The 16,354-nt window shown below is 69.9% G+C and carries 13 protein-coding genes and 1 riboswitch; of the genes, 5 read left to right on the top strand and 8 right to left on the bottom strand.

What is annotated here, in order from left to right; translation table 11 throughout:
- Positions 1-8: 8 nt before the first annotated feature.
- The 4 genes from cobN to ACZ3HV_RS02090 form a co-directional block, all read right to left on the bottom strand.
- Positions 9-3,716 (bottom strand): cobaltochelatase subunit CobN, encoded by a 3,708-nt coding sequence (cobN, locus tag ACZ3HV_RS02105; protein WP_465679988.1) that lies wholly within the window; start codon positions 3,714-3,716, stop codon positions 9-11.
- Between the two features lie 28 nt (positions 3,717-3,744).
- Positions 3,745-3,886, bottom strand: a riboswitch (cobalamin riboswitch).
- Positions 3,887-4,195: 309 nt separating this feature from the next.
- Complete coding sequence (locus tag ACZ3HV_RS02100; protein WP_465679986.1) at positions 4,196-5,164, bottom strand: DUF3500 domain-containing protein; 969 nt, start codon at positions 5,162-5,164, stop codon at positions 4,196-4,198.
- Positions 5,155-5,835, bottom strand: coding sequence for a phosphoglycerate mutase family protein (locus ACZ3HV_RS02095; RefSeq protein WP_465679984.1), 681 nt, complete (start codon positions 5,833-5,835; stop codon positions 5,155-5,157). The genes ACZ3HV_RS02100 and ACZ3HV_RS02095 overlap by 10 nt, the downstream gene beginning before the upstream one ends.
- A complete protein-coding gene (locus ACZ3HV_RS02090; protein WP_465679983.1) occupies positions 5,826-6,755 on the bottom strand; it encodes a cobalamin biosynthesis protein in 930 nt (309 codons plus the stop codon). Before ACZ3HV_RS02090 ends, ACZ3HV_RS02095 begins: the two co-directional genes overlap by 10 nt.
- A 42-nt stretch (positions 6,756-6,797) precedes the next feature.
- Between ACZ3HV_RS02090 and ACZ3HV_RS02085 the strand changes: the two genes are divergently transcribed.
- The 5 genes from ACZ3HV_RS02085 (at position 6,798) to ACZ3HV_RS02065 (ending at position 11,921) form a co-directional block, all read left to right on the top strand.
- Entirely contained in the window at positions 6,798-7,601 is an 804-nt protein-coding gene (locus tag ACZ3HV_RS02085; RefSeq protein WP_360378259.1) for a serine hydrolase, read from the top strand.
- Positions 7,598-8,662, top strand: a complete 1,065-nt coding sequence (locus ACZ3HV_RS02080) for a mandelate racemase/muconate lactonizing enzyme family protein (RefSeq protein WP_465679981.1) — start codon at positions 7,598-7,600, stop codon at positions 8,660-8,662. Before ACZ3HV_RS02085 ends, ACZ3HV_RS02080 begins: the two co-directional genes overlap by 4 nt.
- Complete coding sequence (locus ACZ3HV_RS02075; RefSeq protein WP_465679979.1) at positions 8,659-9,522, top strand: C40 family peptidase; 864 nt, start codon at positions 8,659-8,661, stop codon at positions 9,520-9,522. Before ACZ3HV_RS02080 ends, ACZ3HV_RS02075 begins: the two co-directional genes overlap by 4 nt.
- 132 nt (positions 9,523-9,654) lie before the next feature.
- Positions 9,655-10,587, top strand: coding sequence for a DUF4394 domain-containing protein (locus tag ACZ3HV_RS02070; protein WP_465679977.1), 933 nt, complete (start codon positions 9,655-9,657; stop codon positions 10,585-10,587).
- A 1,091-nt stretch (positions 10,588-11,678) separates the two neighbouring features.
- A complete protein-coding gene (locus tag ACZ3HV_RS02065; protein WP_465679975.1) occupies positions 11,679-11,921 on the top strand; it encodes a hypothetical protein in 243 nt (80 codons plus the stop codon).
- Positions 11,922-12,051: 130 nt separating this feature from the next.
- On the opposite strand, the gene ACZ3HV_RS02060 is transcribed toward ACZ3HV_RS02065, so the two are convergent.
- From ACZ3HV_RS02060 to ACZ3HV_RS02045, 4 genes are all read right to left on the bottom strand, one after another.
- Positions 12,052-14,010, bottom strand: coding sequence for a lytic transglycosylase domain-containing protein (locus ACZ3HV_RS02060; RefSeq protein ID WP_465679973.1), 1,959 nt, complete (start codon positions 14,008-14,010; stop codon positions 12,052-12,054).
- 168 nt (positions 14,011-14,178) lie between these two features.
- Positions 14,179-15,330 carry a TerC family protein gene (locus tag ACZ3HV_RS02055; protein WP_465679971.1) on the bottom strand — a complete coding sequence of 384 codons (1,152 nt, stop codon included), beginning with the start codon at positions 15,328-15,330 and terminating at the stop codon, positions 14,179-14,181.
- Positions 15,331-15,618: 288 nt separating this feature from the next.
- Positions 15,619-15,966: an MmcQ/YjbR family DNA-binding protein gene (locus ACZ3HV_RS02050; protein WP_465679969.1), complete on the bottom strand. Its 348-nt coding sequence runs from the start codon at positions 15,964-15,966 to the stop codon at positions 15,619-15,621.
- Positions 15,963-16,331: a VOC family protein gene (locus ACZ3HV_RS02045; protein WP_465679967.1), complete on the bottom strand. Its 369-nt coding sequence runs from the start codon at positions 16,329-16,331 to the stop codon at positions 15,963-15,965. The genes ACZ3HV_RS02050 and ACZ3HV_RS02045 overlap by 4 nt, the downstream gene beginning before the upstream one ends.
- Between the last annotated feature and the right edge of the window lie 23 nt (positions 16,332-16,354).

Raw genomic sequence — 16,354 nt, 5'->3', positions numbered from 1 at the left:
CTACCCAATCAGCCGCGGTCTTCGATGTCACCCTCCGTCTCAAGGACCGCACTCCGCAGCGTCTCCAGCGCCTCATCGGACGGCGATGACCACAGACCGCGCTGGGCTGCTTCCAGCAGGCGTTCGGCGATGCCGTGCCGCGCCCACGGGTTCGACTTGCGGAAGAACTCCGCCATCTCGGGATCGGCGACGTACTCCGTGGTCAGCGTCTCGTACATCCAGTCGTCCACCACGCCCGCGGTTGCGTCGTACCCGAACAGGTAGTCCACCGTCGCGGCCATCTCGAAGGCGCCCTTGTACCCGTGCCGCCGCATCGCCGCCATCCATCGCGGGTTCACCACCCGCGCCCGGAAGACCCGTTTGGTCTCCTCCTCCAGCGTCCGGGTGCGCACCTGCGCCGGTACGGCGGAGTCGCCGACGTACGCCTTCGGGTTCGCGCCGGTCAGGTGGCGGACCGTCGCGATCATGCCGCCGTGGTACTGGAAGTAGTCGTCGGAGTCCATGATGTCGTGCTCGCGGGTGTCCGCGTTCTTCGCCGCCACCTGGATCCGGGCGTACGCGCGTTCCATCGAGCCGCGGGCCTCCGCGCCGTCCAGGCCCTTGCCGTACGCGTACCCGCCCCAGACCGCGTACACCTCGGCCAGTTCGGCGTCGGTGCGCCAGTTCCGCGCGTCCACGAGCGGCAGCAGGCCGGCGCCGTACGAGCCGGGCTTGGAGCCGAAGACGCGGGCGGTGGCCGATCGCAGATCATTGCCCTCAGCAACATCAGCGTCCACGTGGGCGCGCAGGTAGTTGCCGTCGGCGGGTTCGTCGAGGGCGGCGACCGTACGCACGGCCTCGTCCAGCAGCGCGACCACGTGCGGGAACGCGTCCCGGAAGAACCCGGAGATCCGGATCGTGACGTCGATCCGGGGCCGGCCGAGCTCCTCCGGACCGACCACCTCGAAGCCGGTGACCCGCCGCGAGGCCTCGTCCCAGACCGGGCGGCAACCGAGCAGCCACAGCACCTCGGCGAGGTCGTCGCCCTGGGTGCGCATGACCGACGTACCCCAGATGGTCAGTCCGACCGAGCGCGGCCACTCCCCCGTCTCGGCCTGGTGCCGGGCCAGGAGGGAGTCGGCCAGGGCGACGCCGACGTCCCAGGCGTTGCGGCTCGGGATGGCTTTCGGGTCGACGGCATAGAAGTTGCGGCCGGTCGGGAGCACGTTGACCAGACCACGGGTCGGCGATCCCGACGGCCCGGCCTCGACGAAGCGGCCGTCGAGTGCCCGCAGGACGTTCGTCAGTTCGTCACCGGTCCGGGCCAACCGCGGCACGACCTCCGTAGCGGCGAACGTCAGCGATGACTCGACCTGGGCCGACGACCGGCCGAGGATCTCGGTCACGACGACCGGGACCTTCGCGGCGTCCCAGCTCAGCGTCTCCATCCCGACGACGAGCTTCCGCGCGACCGCCTCCAGCAAGTCCACACCATCGGCGCCGCTCACGGCAGGCAGATCCGCGAGCGTCGCCAGGTCTGCGAGCTCGGCGGCCTGTCCAGGGTTCGCAAGCAACTCTGCTTCATCCACCCCGAAGGTCTCCCCCAGCGCGGTCCGCAGCCCGGGGATCGAGTACGAACCACCCCACAGCTGGCGGGCCCGCAGGACGGCGAGCACCAGGTTGACTCGCGCTTCGCCGTCCGGCGCACCACCGAGGATGTGCAGCCCGTCACGGATCTGCACGTCCTTGATCTCGCACAGATACCCGTCGAGATGCAGGACGAACTCGTCGAAGTCGTCGTCCTCCGGCCGCTCGGAGGTGTGCAGGTCGTGATGCAACTGCGCCGCCTGGATCAGCGTCCAGATCTGCGCCCGCAGCGTCGGCACCTTCTCCGGATCCAGCGCCGACACGGTCGCATACTCGTCGAGCAGGTACTCCAGCTTGGCCATATCGCCGTACGTCTCCGCGCGCGCCATCGGCGGCACCAGGTGGTCGACGACGGTCGCGTGCGCGCGCCGTTTGGCCTGCGTCCCCTCGCCAGGGTCGTTGACGATGAACGGATAGACCATCGGCAGATTCCCGAGGACGGCGTCCGGCGCGCAGTCGGCCGCCATCCCGATGCCCTTGCCCGGCAGCCATTCGAGCGTCCCGTGCTTACCCAGATGTACGACGGCGTGCGCGCCGAAGCCACCCTCCTCCGCCGGAGCCTCGAGCCAGCGGTACGCCGCCAGGTAGTGGTGCGACGGCGCCATGTCCGGGTCGTGGTAGATCGCCACCGGGTTCTCGCCGAAGCCACGCGGCGGCTGGATCATCAGCACGACGTTCCCGAACCGCAGCGCCGCCAGCGCGATCGCGGGTTCGTCACCGGATGTGTCGACGTACAGCGAACCGGGCGCCGCGCCCCAGGCCTCGGTCATTGCCTCGCGCAACGATTCCGGCGCCCGCCCGAACCACTGCGCGTAGACCGGCAGCGGGATCTTGGCGACCGCCGACTCCAGTTGCTCGTCGGTCAGCCAGTCGACGTCGTGACCACCGGCCGCGATCAGCCGATGGATCAACCCGTCGGCACCGTCCGCCCCTTGCAGCTCGCTGAGGTCGAGCCCGCCGAGGTCGTACCCGGCCTGCTCCAGCTGCCCGAGCAGGACGACCGCCGAGGCCGGCGTGTCCAGCCCGACCGCGTTTCCGATCCGCGCGTGCTTGGTCGGGTACGACGACAACACCAGAGCGAGCCGCTTGTCCGCAGCCGGCACGTGGCGGAGGCGAGCGTGCGCGACTGCGATCCCGGCCAGCCGGGCACACCGCTCCGGGTCCGGCGCGTACCGGGCCAGCCCGTCGGCGTCGTACGACTTGAACGAGAACGGGATCGTGATCAGGCGCCCGTCGAACTCCGGGATCGCGACCTGGGTCGCCGCGTCCAGCGGGCTGATCGCGGCGTCACTGGCCAGCCACTGCTCGCGGGGCGACGTCAGCGCGAGGCCCTGGATCAGTGGGATGTCGAGGGACGCGAGCGCGCCGGCGTCCCAGGCGTCGTCCGAACCGCCGGCACTCGCGTTGGCCGCGACGGATCCACCGGCGGCGAGCAGCGTCGTGACCAGGACATCGCACCTGCGCAGGAGCTCGAACAGCTCGGCGTTCTCGGATGACGTCGGATCGAGTCCGCGCAGGGTGCCGCAGTACACCGGTAGCGGCTGCGCGCCCGCCTCCGCGACGGCGGTGGCGAGGGTGTCGACGAAGGCGGTGTTCCCGGAGATCTCGTGCGCGCGGTAGTACACGATCCCGACCACCGGCCGGTCGTCCTCGACGTACGTCCCACGCACGCCGTACGCCGGAAGTGCGCGAGGCGGCTCGAACTCGTCACCGGTCAGGAGCAGCGTGTCGCGGAGGAAGCCGGCCAGGTTACGCAGGTTCTCGGAACCGCCTTCGCGGAGGTACGCCAGCGCCTCGGTCACCGCCCCCGCGGGCACGGTCGACAGCGACATCAGCTCGGCGTCGGGCGCGGCCTCGCCGCTGACCACCACGGCCGGCTTGCCGGACGCGACGACCGCGTCGAGCCCTTCTTCCCAGGCGCGCCGCCCGCCGAGCAAGCGAACCACGACAACCTCGGCGGCGTCGAGCAGAGGAGCCAGGCCGTCGAGCTCCAGCCGGGCTGGGTTGGCGACCGCCCAGCCCGCACCCGCCTCGGCAGCGGCAAGCAGGTCGGTATCGGCGGTCGAGAGCAGCAGCAGGTTGGCAGGCACGCCAGTCCTTCCTCGGGGTGTCCACGCCCCGGACGGAGGTACGACGGCGGCAGTTCCTGACTTCCCCATGAGGGTTCACAGTGGCGGGACCGTCCCGGACTCACACCGGGTTCCTGCTGATGCCGTCGATGACGAGCCGACTCTAGCCGACCGACGTTCCGGCCCACTGGGCACAGGCCTCGCCGTTGACCCGACACGGCATCAGGTGTAGGCCGGAATGCTAAGGGTTTGTACTGTGAACGCCCTCTCGGCGTCGCACGGCAGCGTCTTCTTCAGCGCAAGCCATCAGTCCGGCTTCACCTGAAGGAGGCGCCGCGGCCCTCGATGCCGAGACCATGAATGCCAGGATCTGGCTCGGCTTCCACTTCCGGAAGGCCATGACCGACGCCAGCCGCCTCGGTCACCGCACCGCCACGTGGACGATCACCCACGAGTTCCGGCCGCTCCACAGCTGAGCAGCCGAAGCGCCGTGCGCCGCGTCAGCGGTGCGCGGCGTAGTGGGCGGCGAGGAGGTCGATTCCCCAGTCGTTGCGAACGTCACGCCAGACTGAATGGATGTGGTTGGCGTCGTCTTGGGTGTTGTCGTACTCGGCGAGGAACGTCGGGCCGGCGATCGAGTAGTAGTGGCGGTGGCCGACGCCGGGTTCGGTCTCGCCGGCCCAGGCGAAGGTCAGGCGCTCGATGCCCTGGTCGGTGATGTCCTGCCAGGTCTGCAACCCGATCGGTCCGGCGGCGCGGCCGACGTACTGACCGATGAGGAGGCTGAAGAGCTGACGCTGGTCCGCGGTCATGTCGCCGTACGCCAGACCGCGGTGGAGCAGCGACGCGTCGGCGATCGGGTCGTGGCGGGTCAGGATGTCGTCCGGTGCCGCGTCGGAGACCAGTGCGACGGAGAGCTGGCCGGGCTCGAGCGCGTGCAGCAGCTGGAAGCCGAGGTCCTGCTCGGCGGCCAGGAAGCGTCGTCCGGCCGACGGGCCGGTGCGGACCTCCGCCGGGTTCGACCCGAAGAACTGTGGGGTGAACGAGATGGCGCCGTCGACGAGCGTGACGTGCAGCGCGAGGTGGTGACCGTTCAGCCGCCAGGCCCACGGCTCCGTCCCCTCCGGATCGCCCAGCACCCGGAGGAAGTACCGGTCGCCCACGACCGACCCCTCCCACTCCCCCGACGGCGGCAGCGCGGGAATGCCACGGACGATGACCTCGGCGTCCCACACCGCCCACGCATCGGCCGCACCCCGCTCGCTGCACCCGATCGCCACCAGGCGCTCGACCAGCCGCTGCTGCGCCGGCGTCAGCTCGGTCAGCGCAAGGCCGGGCACCGGACCGGGCAGATACGTCCACTGCTGGTGATCAGGCGTGTCGAAGGGTGCCTTGATCTTGTCGAGCTGGTCGGGCGAGAGGCTCGCCAGCAGCTCGAGCACCGCTTCCCGGGTCTGTTCTACAACCATGCCGATCGCTCCCGTTCCGTCGGTTCGTAGTGTGTCCACTGTTCGAACGGCCGGTCCAGCTTGTACCGGAAATCCGGCTGGCGCAGCAGGACGCGTGTTTCGGCGTTCTCCGGGTTCCGCAACGTCTCGAAGAACCGCACCGACCAGTGGAACCAGCGCATGCAGAACAACCGCATCGTCAGCCCGTGTGAGACCAGCAGCACGTTGCGTGGCGCGTCCGCGCTCTCGAAGTCGCGGTGCATCGTCTCCAGGAACGTCGACACCCGGTCGTACACGTCCGACCCCGACTCACCGTGCGTGAACCGGTAGAAGAAGTGCCCGTACCGGTCCCGCAGCTTCTCCTGCTGCTCGATGTCCGCGGTGTCCTGGTAGTTCGCCCAGTCCTGCTCCCGCAGCCTCGGCTCCTCCCTGGCGATGCCGATCAGATCGTCGAGCCCGAGCGAGTCCAGCGTCTGCCGGGCACGCAGGTACGGCGAGACGTACACCCCGACCGGCTCGTTCTCGAACAGCTCCCGCAGGTACGTGCCCGCCTTGGCCGACTGCTCGTGGCCGTGCGCGGTCAGCGGGATCGCGTGGTCGGGGACGCGCTCGAAGATCGTCTTGTCCAGGTTCGCCTCGGACTCGCCGTGCCGGATCAGCGCGATCCGCATCGGCCGTCGGCTCAGCCCCATCGCTTCCCTTTCCACCCGAGGGCCACGATCGCCGCGACCCCGGCAGCTGCGATCCCGACGCGTCGAGCCAGCGCGGCGGTACGGCGTACATCCGCGACGGCCGGCGTGGGCCCGTCCCCCAGCGTGCCACGGTCCTCCTGATACGACCCGTAGCTGTTGGTCCCGCCGAGGGTCAGGTCGAGTGCCCCGGCGAACGCCGCCTCCACCGGCCCGGCGTTCGGACTCGGATGCTTCGGCGCGTCCCGCCTCCACACCGCCACAACCTCCCTGGGCCGCCCGGCCGCGAGTCCGGTGAGCACCGCACAGGCGCGAGCGGGCAGGAGGTTGAGTACGTCGTCCAGCCGCGCCGACGCCCATCCGAAGTTCAGGTACTTCGCCGACTTGTAGCCCACCATCGCGTCCAGCGTGTTGGCCGCCCGGTAGCCAAGCAGCCCCGGTACGCCGAGTGCTCCGCCCCACAGCAGCGGCGCCACACACGCGTCCGACGTGTTCTCGGCGATCGACTCGACAGTCGCCCGGGCGAGCTCGTCGGCCTCCAGGTCGGTCGCGTCCCGCGCACACAGATGGCTGAGTCGGTCTCGCGCGGCCGGGATGTCCTTGTCCTCCAGCAGCCCGGCCATCACCGAGGCCTCCCGCTCCAGGCTGCGCGCGCCGAGCACGGTCCAGGTCGCGGCCGCGGTGACGAGCGTGTGCGCGATCGGGCGGTTCTTGGTCAGCCGCTCGACGAGGACTCCGGCGGCGGTCGCCGTGCCGACGAGGACGGTGGCGTACGCCGTACCTGCCGCGCGGGAGTCGTCGTACCAGCGGGACTCCAGCCGGGCGGCCGCCTGGCCGAAACCGGCGACGGGGTGGAAGCGGCGCGGATCGCCGAAGGCACGATCGGCGGCGAAGCCGAGGAGGATGCCGAGAGCCCGGGACACCCTCGGCAGTCTGCCAGGTGAGTCTGTGATTGGGTGACCGGCATGGGAATCGCGGAGCTGCTCCGAGCGGTCGACGGGAGCGGGGAGTTCGGGGTCTGGCTCGGCCGGCTGGACGGCGTACCGGTGTTCGAGCACGCGGCGGAGCGGACGCACTACGCCGCGAGCACGATGAAGCTGCCGGTGGCGATGGCGATGATGCGCAAGGTCGAGGCCGGTGAGCTGGCGCTGGACCAGCCGGTGACCGTGCACAACGACTTCGCGTCCGCAGCCGGCGGGCGGTTCGGTGTGAACCCGGACGAGGACGAAGCACCGGCGACCTGGACCAAGCTCGGTACGACGGCGCCGCTCGGGTGGCTGGCGACCGAGATGATCACCCGCTCCAGCAACCTCGCGACCGATCTCGTCCTCGAGCAGGTCGGCGTCCCCGCCGCGCAGGCCGTCCTCGCGGAGTACGGCGCCGGCGACAGCGCGATCCGCCGCGGGATCGACGACGCGGCCGCGCAGCGGGCAGGTATCAGCAACCTGATGAGCCCGGCCGGGCTGGCCGGCGTCCTGGTTGCTGTGGGCAATGAGAAGGGCGACTACCTGCGGGATCTGCTGGCGGCCAATCAGTGGAACGGCGAGATCCCGGCGTTGCTGCCCGACGGCACCCGGGTCGAGCACAAGAACGGCTGGGACACCCGGATCCGCCACGACGGCGGCATCGTTCGGCCGGCCGACGCGGAGCCCTTCGTGCTGGTCGTGTGTACGACGTCCGACCTGCCCGACGCGGAAGCCCAGAAGCTGATCGCCGCGATCGCCCTCGAAGCCTGGAACCACCGGCACGACCTCGGAGGGGTGCGATGAAGGTCAGCACGCAGTTGGTCTCGGCGCCGCTGCACACGCCGTTCGTGACGGCCTTGCGTACGGCGACCCACGCGGACTCGCTGCTGGTCGAGATCAGCGACGACGAACTGAGCGGCTGGGGCGAGGCTCCGCAGGTTTGGAAGGTCACGGGCGAGTCGCTCGCCGGTGCGCAGGCCTGCGTCGAAGGTCCGATCACCACCGCGCTGGACGGTCTCGGGCCGGACGATCTCACCGAAGCGCTGCGCCGCGTGCAGAACGCTGCTGCCGGCAACTTCGGCGCCAAGGCCGCTGTCGACATCGCATTGCACGATCTGGCCGCGCGGCGTCGTGGTCAAACCCTGCACGGATTCCTCGGCTCGACGGTCGACACCGTGCGTACCGATGTGACGCTGTCCGTTGGTGACGCGGATGCGCTCGCGGCTGCCGGACAGGCTCGAGTCGCGGACGGGTTCGACGTACTCAAGGTCAAGGTCGGCACCGACGCGACTGCCGACGTCGAACGGGTCCGACGGGTGCGCGAGGCGATCGGACCGGGGCCGACGCTCCGGCTCGACGCCAATCAGGGCTGGTCCCGGCGCGACGCGGTGAATGCGATCCGTGCGCTGGAGGACGCCGGCTGCGCACTCGAGTTGGTCGAGCAGCCGGTCGCGGCCGACGATCTCGAAGGCATGGCGTGGGTGACCGATCGGGTCAGTACGCCGATCCTCGCCGACGAATCGGTGTACGGCGTACGCGACCTGGTCAACGTGATCCGGCTCGGCGCCGCGGACATGGTCAACGTGAAGCTGGCCAAGTGCGGTGGACTCGGACCGGCCCGGACACTCCTGGAACTGGCCCGGGAGCACGGAATCCGGACCATTGTCGGCTCGATGATGGAGAGCCACGTCGGTGTAGGTGCGGCGGCCGCACTGGTGTCGGCGTACCCGACCTCCGCGGTCAACGATCTGGATGCGGCCTGGTGGCTGCGCGAGGCGCCGGTGGCCGGTGGCATCCGGTACGAAGGCTCGCTGATCCACCTGCCTACGGCTCCTGGACTCGGCGTGACAGGCTTGACCGTATGAAGCTAGTCGCCGCCAAGGTCCCGGTCAGCACCGTGTGGACCGCACCGGACGCCCCGCGTGACATCGATTCCCCTGCGATCGCCGCCCAACCCGATGTGGCCGCGTGGGCCAAGTCCATGGATGCCGAGACCCGACTCGGCCTGCACGGCCGGACCCTGACCCAGTTGTTGTTCGCCGAACCTGTGCTGGTCCGCTCCGAACGTGATGGCTGGTCCGAGATCGTCGCGCCGTGGCAGCCGTCGTCCCAGGACGAGCTGGGCTACCCGGGCTGGGTCCCGTCCAGCCACCTGGGTGAGTTGCCCGGGAGTGCGACCGCGCCGGTCGCGATCGCCGTACCGACTGCTGTGCTGCAGCCGGAGCCGGGTCGTGGTGCCGTGGGCGAGTTGTCGTTCGGGACTGTGCTGGCGTCGGTCGAGCACGCGGACGGGTACACCCGGGTCGCCACACCGGATGGTTCTGCCTGGCTGCCGGACGACGTACTGCGCTCTGTTGAGGAACCCGCCACGGTCGAGGACCGGCTGCGGTTGGGGGCGCAGTTCCTCGGGCTCGAGTACCTGTGGGGTGGGACCTCGGCGTACGGACTGGACTGCTCCGGGCTGATTCACACCGTCTGCCGCGTCCTCGGCGTCCGCATCCCGCGCGACGCCCACGACCAGGCCGACGCCCTCGAGAACATCCCGGTCGACGACGCCCTGCCAGGCGACCTCTACTTCTTCGCCCGGCCCGGCAAGCAGGTCCACCACGTCGGCTTCGTCTCCCCCACCGGCATGCTGCACGCCTCCGAAACCGGCAAGCGCCTCGAAGACGAACCCGTCTCCGACGAACGCCGCGCCACCCTGGTCACCGCCGCCCGCTTCTGATCGCGCACATCCGATCGGCCGCCCGCGACGAAGACGGGCTTGAGACGCCGCCGGAGCTGGGCCCACCGGCGGGTCCGCCCGGCGACCGGCCGCGCGAGGTGGATCGGCGCCGCGACCGAGAGGTGAATCAGCATGTACCAACCACGACGACACGTCTTCGTCGTCGCCGCCACGGCGGCCGCGATCGCGTTGCCCGCGACGGCACTGGCCCTCACCGGCGGGACACAGGCGACGGCCCGCGTCACGCCGACCGTGGCCGCGGCCGCACCGGCTCCGGCCGCGGCGGCCCAGCCCCAGCGCTCCGAGGTGGTCGGCTTGACCGACAAAGGCCGGCTGGTGAAGTTCCGGAGCACCTCCCCTGACAAGATCCGGAGTACGGCGCGGGTCCAGGGACTGGAGGGCGACCAGCGGCTGGTCGGCATCGACTACCGCGTTCAGAACGGCAAGCTGTACGGCGTCGGCGACCGCGGCGGCATCTACACGATCACCACCGGTGCCTCCTTCGGGCAGGCCACGAAGGTCTCGCAGCTCACCGTCCCGCTGTCCGGGCAGAACTTCGGCGTCGACTTCAACCCGGCCGCGAACCGGCTGCGGGTGATCAGTGACACCGGCCAGAACCTGCGTCACAACCTCGACGACCCCGCCGGTACGCCCGCCGCGGGCATGACCGCCACCGACGGCACGCTGGCCTACCCGGGCGTGCCGCCGGCTCCGCCGACCACGGCGACCCAGGTGACGGCGGCGGCGTACACGAACAACGACCTCGACCCGAACACCGCGACGACGCTGTTCGACATCGACACCATGCTCGACCAGGTCGTGATCCAGTCACCGGCGAACGCCGGGCTGCTCGCGCCCACCGGCAAGCTCACCGTCGATGCCGGCCCGTGGGCCGGGTTCGACATCTCCACGCAAGGCGGCGGCAACCGCGGTCTCGCCGTACTGAACACCGGCGGACGCATGCGGCTGTACGACATCGGCCTCACCACTGGCAAGGCCACCAAGCTCGGGACCTTCCCGAGCAGTGTCCAGGTCGTCGACCTGGCCGTCCCGCTCGCCCGGTAATCCGCGGTCCGGCTCCGGCATCCGCCCACCGGAGCCTGACCGCGGCCCTCGGCAAAGTCGACGGCCTCGACGTACTCGAGTTGGCCTGCGGTCCGGCGTACCGGTCGGCCTGACTCACCAGGTCCGGCGCCCACCTGGTCGCCGTTTGATCTGCCCGCTGAACAGCTCCGAACGGCCCGCGCTCTGCAAACCCACCTTCCGCGTGTGCATGCAAGACGCCGAGCACGTGCCGCTCGCGCCTCCCTCCTGTGACCTCGTCGTCAGCGAACAGGCGCCGCGGTTCGGTGAGCCCCGGAGCGTTGGCTCGGCGAAGCACCCGAGTACTGCAGCCCGGCTCGTTCTCCCACCAACAGCCTGCCTGTTCGCGCTCTGCCGACCGGAGGACGAGGGCTTCGCCATCGACAGCCTCCGCGGCCATCATCAGCACCGCCCTGCTCTGGGGAGACGGCGACTACCGCCGTACGCTCGGCCTGTCCGTCGCCGCCGACCGCGACACCGACTCCAACGCCGCCGCCGTAGGCAGCGTTTCAGCGCCCTCCACGGCGCCCCCGCGATCCCCGCCGACCTAGTAGCCCAAGGCAACGGCATCCTCCGCACCGCAGTTCGAGGCCTCAACCGCATCCCCCTCGAAGCCCCAACCACCCAAACCCTCGCCATCCGCTCAGAACTCCTCGGCGCGCTCCTCCCGGGCCGCCTCCGTCGTCCACGGCTGGGGTGAGACCCCTCTCCCACCCCTGACCCCGCCCCCCACCCGCCGGATCACCTCGGGACCACCCCGGCCACCCGCGGTTCGGCGAACCCTCCCCACCCCCGATCCCGCCGTCCCACGCCCGACCCGGTTCGGCGAACCCTCCCCACCCCCGATCCCGCCGTCCCACGCCCGACCCGGTTCGGCGAACCCTCCAACTCAGTGGGCATCCCCTGAGTTGGAGGGTTGCCCACTGAGAATCTGAGTGGGCAACCCTCCAGGTGAGCGGGCAACCCCTGGGAAGCTGGGTGGGCAGGCGAGGCGCGGCGGCTGTCACCCGCGGCGGATGAGGCGCTCGCCGGTCGGGCCGTCGAGAATCGACGGGGACCGGGAGGGGATCAGCATGTGGTACGTGATCATGTTCTCCGGGCTGGCGATCCTCTGCGTGGTTGTGGTTCTGATCCGCAACGCCCGGGTCAAGGCCGGTGACAGCACCGCGTCACCGGGGAGCACCAGGTCCACCCACACCGAGCATGAGCTAACCCACCCCGAGCATGAGCGAACCCACGCCGAGCAGGACCGGGCTCGCCGCGAGCGGAAGCGCCGCCGAGCGCAGTCGAAGGCAGACCGCCGCAAGCGCCACTAACCACCCGGAGAGGCCCTCGTCCCCGGAGCCCGCGCCACCGACCGGCCGGGCGAGAGCTCCTTCGTGGAGCTCTCGCTTCAACCCGGCGACGCACTGGATCGTGCACCTCGGATGCATGGCGGCCTGTCGCTCAGCGCCCGGGCTTGGCGGGCGGACGCGGGGAACTCGGGACCTTGCACACGTTCTGCGGTGTGCACCGTTCCCGGTTCTGGCCGTCCTGGCTCTTGTCGGCCGGGTTCTTGTCGGCCGGGTTCTTGTCGGCCGGGTTCTTGTCGGCCGGGTTCTTGTCGGCCGGGTTCTTGTCGGCCGGGTTCTTGGCGGCCGGGTTCTTGGCGGCCGGGTTCTTGGCGTCCGGGTTCTTGGCGTCCGGGTTCTTGTCGTCCCGGGCCGGGGACGGCTTCGCCGAGGCGTCGGGGCAGGTCTTCGAGCGCTGGTCGGTTGCGGGAGTGCGGGTTGGGGGGCAGGTGGGGTTGGCCAGGGCTCGGCCGACTACTTGGCGCATCGCCGGAGCCCAGCCGACCGCGGCTGTGTTCGGCTTCCGCTCCAGGGTCGGTTCGGCGGACGGTGCCGGCGTGGGTGAACCGGACTCCGACGGCTCGGCCTCGGACGCCTTCGGCTGTGACGGTGTCGGCTCGGGCGGCTGAGTCGCCTCGGGCTCAGACGGCTTCGGCTCGGATGGCTTCGGCTCGGATGGCTTCGGCTCGGACGGTTGGGTCGGCTTGGGCTCGGACGGTTGGGTCGGCTTGGGCTCGGACCGTTGAGGCTCGGACGGCTTCGGCTGGGACGGTTGCGTCGACTCGGGTTCGGACGGTCGGGGCTCGGTCACCGTCGGACGGGACGGTGTCGGCTTGGGCGGTTGGGTCGGAGCGGACTTGGACGGCTGCGCCGCCGACGGCTTCGGCTGGGGCGGTTGGGTCTGGGTCGGCTGGGACGGCTTCGGGTTGGTTGTACTTGCGGTGGGTTTGGGGGCGGTGGGCTTGCTGGGCAGGGGGACGACCGGGTTCGGCCAGTTCGGTGGCGCGGTCGTCGGCTGCCGGCGGGTTGTCGCTCGTGGTGGCCAGGCGGGTTCGGTGCGTTGGGTTGGGGCGGGTTTGGCGAGGACCGAGTCGCCTGGCTGATCGTCGGTCGGCCAGGGGCGGATCGCCGGCGGGTCGACGGGCTCGTTCGGGAGCAGGTCTCCGGTCGACGGCAGGCCGACCACCCGGCCGGCTTCGTACGTCCGGGCCAGCCCGAGTACTACCCGGACGTAGGAGTCGGCGTTGTTGTAGCGCCGTACCGCCTGACCGGCGCGGGCCGGGTCGCGCAGGTTCGACGTACCGGTACAGAGGTACTGGGCGGCGCCCTGCGCAGCGTCGAACAGGTTGTTCGGGTCGGCGAACCCGTCGCCGTTGCCGTCCGCGTTCACCGAGCGCCAGGTCGACGGGATGAACTGCATCGGCCCGACCGCGCGGTCATACACGGTGTCGCCGTCGAGCGCGCCGCCGTCGGAGTCGCGGATCAGCGCGACGTTCGGCCGGCCGTCGAGCGGGATGCCGCGGATCCGCCGGGTGGCCGAGCCGTCGTCGCGCAGCTTGGCGCCACCGAACCGCCCGTGGTTGGACTCCACCCGTCCGATCGCGGCGAGCAGCGTCCACGGCACCCCGCAACCGGGGTCGCTGACTGCCAACCGCGCCTCGGCCTTCTTGTACGCCCGTACGGCGACCTCGGGGATCCCGCTCTCGCCGAGCGTGCTGATCACCGGCGCACCGGAGAGCACCATCTGCACCGGTTTCGCCACCCGGCCAGGTCCGACGGGGACCGCGACCAGCTGCTCCGGCTTGACGAACTCGTCCAGCACCTCGTCATCGATGAACGGATCGGCCGTTGACGCCTCCGCACCCTCGGCCGCGTCGTACCGGCCGGTCGGGGGGCGGTCCGGGAGCTGTGCGGTCCCCGACGCCGTGAGAGCCACCACCGCTGCGAGGGTCAACACCCCACCGGCCAAACCCGCCGACTGCCAGCGATGCTGGGCCGCCGGCCGGCCGCGGCGATGCCGTCCGCGGTCTCGTCCGGGTCGCTTGCTGAGCTTGTGCAGTCCGGGCACTCGCATGATCTCGATCCCTCCACCGGTCCCCGCCCTTTTCCAGCGGTTCGCGGCAGAACAGGCACCGGATCGGTCCCGTCCGCACCAAGTCGCTGGTACGACGGACCAGGTGAGGGGCTGTCAGACGAGTCGCCCCGGACCGCAGGGTCCGGGGCGACGTGAAGGCTTGTCAGGTCAGGGCTTCTTGGAGTCCGACTCGTGCGGCTCCGGCTCGCGGAGGGCGTCGAGCTCCGCCTTGGTCTTCGGGTCGAGCTCGGGCTCCGTCGTACCGTTCGAGGCGGCCGGCGTGCCGTTCGAAGCGGCCGGCGTGCCGTTCGAAGCGGCCGGCGGGTCGTCGGTGTCCGCCGCGGGGTCCGCCGGGAGGGCGCGGGACTTGCGGAGGCTGGCGACGGTGGTGATACCGAGCGTGATGATGATGAAGCCGAGCGAGAACCAGATCGGGATATCGGGAGCCCACTCGATGTGGTGGCCGCCGTTGATGAACGGGAGCTCGTTCTCGTGCATCGCGTGCAGCACCAGCTTCACGCCGATGAAGGCGAGCACGACCGACAGGCCGAGCGACAGGTAGACCAGACGCTTGAGCAGATCGCCGAGCAGGAAGTACAGCTGCCGCAGACCCATCAGCGCGAACACGTTCGCGGTGAAGACCAGGAACGGCTCCTGGGTCAGGCCGTAGATCGCCGGGATCGAGTCGAGCGCGAACAGCAGGTCGGTGGTACCGAGCGCGACGATCACGATCGCCATCGGGGTGACGAGCCGCTTGCCGTTCTTGATCACGGTGAGCTTGACGCCGTTGTACTCGTCGGTGGCGTTCAGCCGCTTCTTGGCGAACCGGATGACCGCGTTCTCCTTGAAGTCCTCGTCGTCGTTCTCGCCCTGCCTCGCCAGGTGGACCGCGGTGTAGAGCAGGAACGCGCCGAACAGGTAGAAGATCCAGGAGAACTGGTTGATCGCGGCCGCACCGACCGCGATGAAGATGCCGCGGAAGACGAGCGCCAGGATGATGCCCACCAGCAGGGCGGTCTGCTGGTACTTCCTGGGTACGCCGAACCTCGACATGATGATCAGGAAGATGAACAGGTTGTCCACGCTGAGGCTGTACTCGGTCAGCCAGCCGGCGAAGAACTCCCCCGCATAGTTGCCGCCCGAGAACACCCACACCCCGAGGCCGAACAGGACCGCCAGACCGATGTAGAACGCGATCGCGATCGCGGACTCCCGGGTGGTCGGTTCGTGCGGGCGGCGGCCGATGATGAAGACGTCGAAGGCCAGCAGCGCGAGCAGCACGCCGACCGTGATGTACCAAACGTAGTCAGCAACGTGCATCAAATAACCTCCGGAGCTCAGACGAAACAGGACTCCGAAGGTCTCTTCCGCCGCACTCAGTGTGATGAGTCCGGCCGGTGGCACCGGGCGCAGGAGCGAATCCTTGACCGTGATGACGATGCCGCCGCGAAGGAATACTCCCCTTCTCCACGACTATTCTGACGGGTCGATGTCCAAGACTCCAAATCCAGCGCGCCGTCTCCGCCTGTCGATATCGTCACAGCCCAGTCAGGGAATAATTGCGCAGCGTGATCAATTGGCCCCCGATGGACGCGTGGTGTTCGTCTGCTACGGGCGTCTGCTCTTCGGCAGCTTGGCGACGATCGTCTCGTACGACGTGTCGATCAGCTCGAGGATCTCGGCGTCGGGAACAGTCCCGCCGAGGCGGACCGTGTTCCACCCGGATCGCCCGATGTAGGCCATCTTGCTGACGTCGTCGGGGTAGGTGTCGACGAGTTCGTCCGCCTCGTCCCGGTTGGCGCCGCACTTGAGCCCGACTCCCTCGCCACCGCCGAGGAACGCGAAGATCTTGTCGCCGACCTTCGCGACGACATCCCCCTCCCAGGGCTCGTCCTGCCAGGCGCCCGGCTTCGCCAGGCAGTGCGCGAGGATCTCTTTACCACTCAGCCTCGTCACGCGTGGCTCACCGCTTCGACATTGTTGCCGTCCGGGTCGCGCACGAAGACCGCGTAGTAGCCGGGGTGGTACTCAGGCCATTCGCGGGGTTCGTGCAGGATCTCGGCGTCCAACTCCCGAGCGGAGGCGTGGAAGGTATCCACCGCCGCGCGATCCGGGGCGGTGAAGGCGAGGTGAATCTCCCGCTGCGCGCCGCCGGTCGTGTGCTTGCCGAGCCAGAACTTCGGTACGCCGTCCGGCCCGGACAGCCCGAGCACGTCGCCGAAGTCCATGCTCACGCTGATCCCCAGCGGACCGAGCAGCTGCTCGTAGAACCGCCGGCTCGCGCCCAGGTCGTCACATTGCAGCGACAGGTGATCGAACATTGCCGTCCTCCCCTGGTAGGTCT

Source organism: Kribbella sp. NPDC020701 (genome assembly GCF_055562215.1).
This window is presented reverse-complemented; position numbering and strand designations above follow the sequence as displayed.

What these genes read in the sequence shown, in the direction of transcription:
- ACZ3HV_RS02045 (WP_465679967.1), bottom strand. Translation starts at nt 16,331, where the DNA reads ATGTTCGATCACCTGTCGCTGCAATGTGACGACCTGGGCGCGAGCCGG.
- ACZ3HV_RS02095 (WP_465679984.1), bottom strand. Translation starts at nt 5,835, where the DNA reads ATGGGGCTGAGCCGACGGCCGATGCGGATCGCGCTGATCCGGCACGGC.
- ACZ3HV_RS02065 (WP_465679975.1), top strand. Translation starts at nt 11,679, where the DNA reads ATGTGGTACGTGATCATGTTCTCCGGGCTGGCGATCCTCTGCGTGGTT.
- ACZ3HV_RS02070 (WP_465679977.1), top strand. Translation starts at nt 9,655, where the DNA reads ATGTACCAACCACGACGACACGTCTTCGTCGTCGCCGCCACGGCGGCC.
- ACZ3HV_RS02060 (WP_465679973.1), bottom strand. Translation starts at nt 14,010, where the DNA reads ATGCGAGTGCCCGGACTGCACAAGCTCAGCAAGCGACCCGGACGAGAC.
- ACZ3HV_RS02055 (WP_465679971.1), bottom strand. Translation starts at nt 15,330, where the DNA reads ATGCACGTTGCTGACTACGTTTGGTACATCACGGTCGGCGTGCTGCTC.
- ACZ3HV_RS02075 (WP_465679979.1), top strand. Translation starts at nt 8,659, where the DNA reads ATGAAGCTAGTCGCCGCCAAGGTCCCGGTCAGCACCGTGTGGACCGCA.
- ACZ3HV_RS02080 (WP_465679981.1), top strand. Translation starts at nt 7,598, where the DNA reads ATGAAGGTCAGCACGCAGTTGGTCTCGGCGCCGCTGCACACGCCGTTC.
- ACZ3HV_RS02100 (WP_465679986.1), bottom strand. Translation starts at nt 5,164, where the DNA reads ATGGTTGTAGAACAGACCCGGGAAGCGGTGCTCGAGCTGCTGGCGAGC.
- ACZ3HV_RS02085 (WP_360378259.1), top strand. Translation starts at nt 6,798, where the DNA reads ATGGGAATCGCGGAGCTGCTCCGAGCGGTCGACGGGAGCGGGGAGTTC.